The 528-nt window shown below is 40.2% G+C and carries 1 protein-coding gene; it reads right to left on the minus strand.

Annotation, left to right across the window (positions count from 1 at the left end):
• Nucleotides 1-111 precede the first annotated feature (111 nt).
• On the minus strand, nucleotides 112-528 hold a 417-nt coding region (locus tag JMX83_RS15120), incomplete at its 5' end, for an ACT domain-containing protein (RefSeq protein ID WP_406947645.1).

A 528-nucleotide genomic window follows, 5' to 3' on the forward strand; every position in this document is an offset into this window, starting at 1 on the left:
AGCGAGATAACCTATAGACGTACGTTATAAAACGTACTTCTATGATGACTATCAGCCTACTTTTGCTAGTTAATATTCAAAATAATGGCTAACCAAAAATATCTAGCCGTATCAAACATATATTACGCTATTATGCTCTTTCTGAACGGTAAGACTGGCTAACAGAGCTGCCTTTAATGCTTCCAGTCTATCAGGTGATAGTGGCTTATCGTTTTGATCACTGATATAAAACATATCCTCTGCACGCTCACCTAAAGTAGTAATACGCGCAGCATGTACTTCGATTTGCTCTTGCAAAAACACTTGCCCAACTCGCGCCAATAGCCCTGGCTGATCAAGCGTTTCTAAGCTCATGATGTGTTGATCTGATGCTTCATTGAATTCGAAGTTAATCACCGTTTTTACTTCAAAGTGTTTCAACTGACGCGGCATACGCTTGTTCGTCAGCTTAAGTACAGTAGGGTCTTTGAACGAGTCAATTAAGCGTTGTTTTAGCTCTTGTTGGCTCTCCTCATCAACCAACAATGT

Source organism: Psychrobacter piscatorii, from assembly GCF_904846415.1.
Lineage (GTDB): Bacteria > Pseudomonadota > Gammaproteobacteria > Pseudomonadales > Moraxellaceae > Psychrobacter > Psychrobacter piscatorii.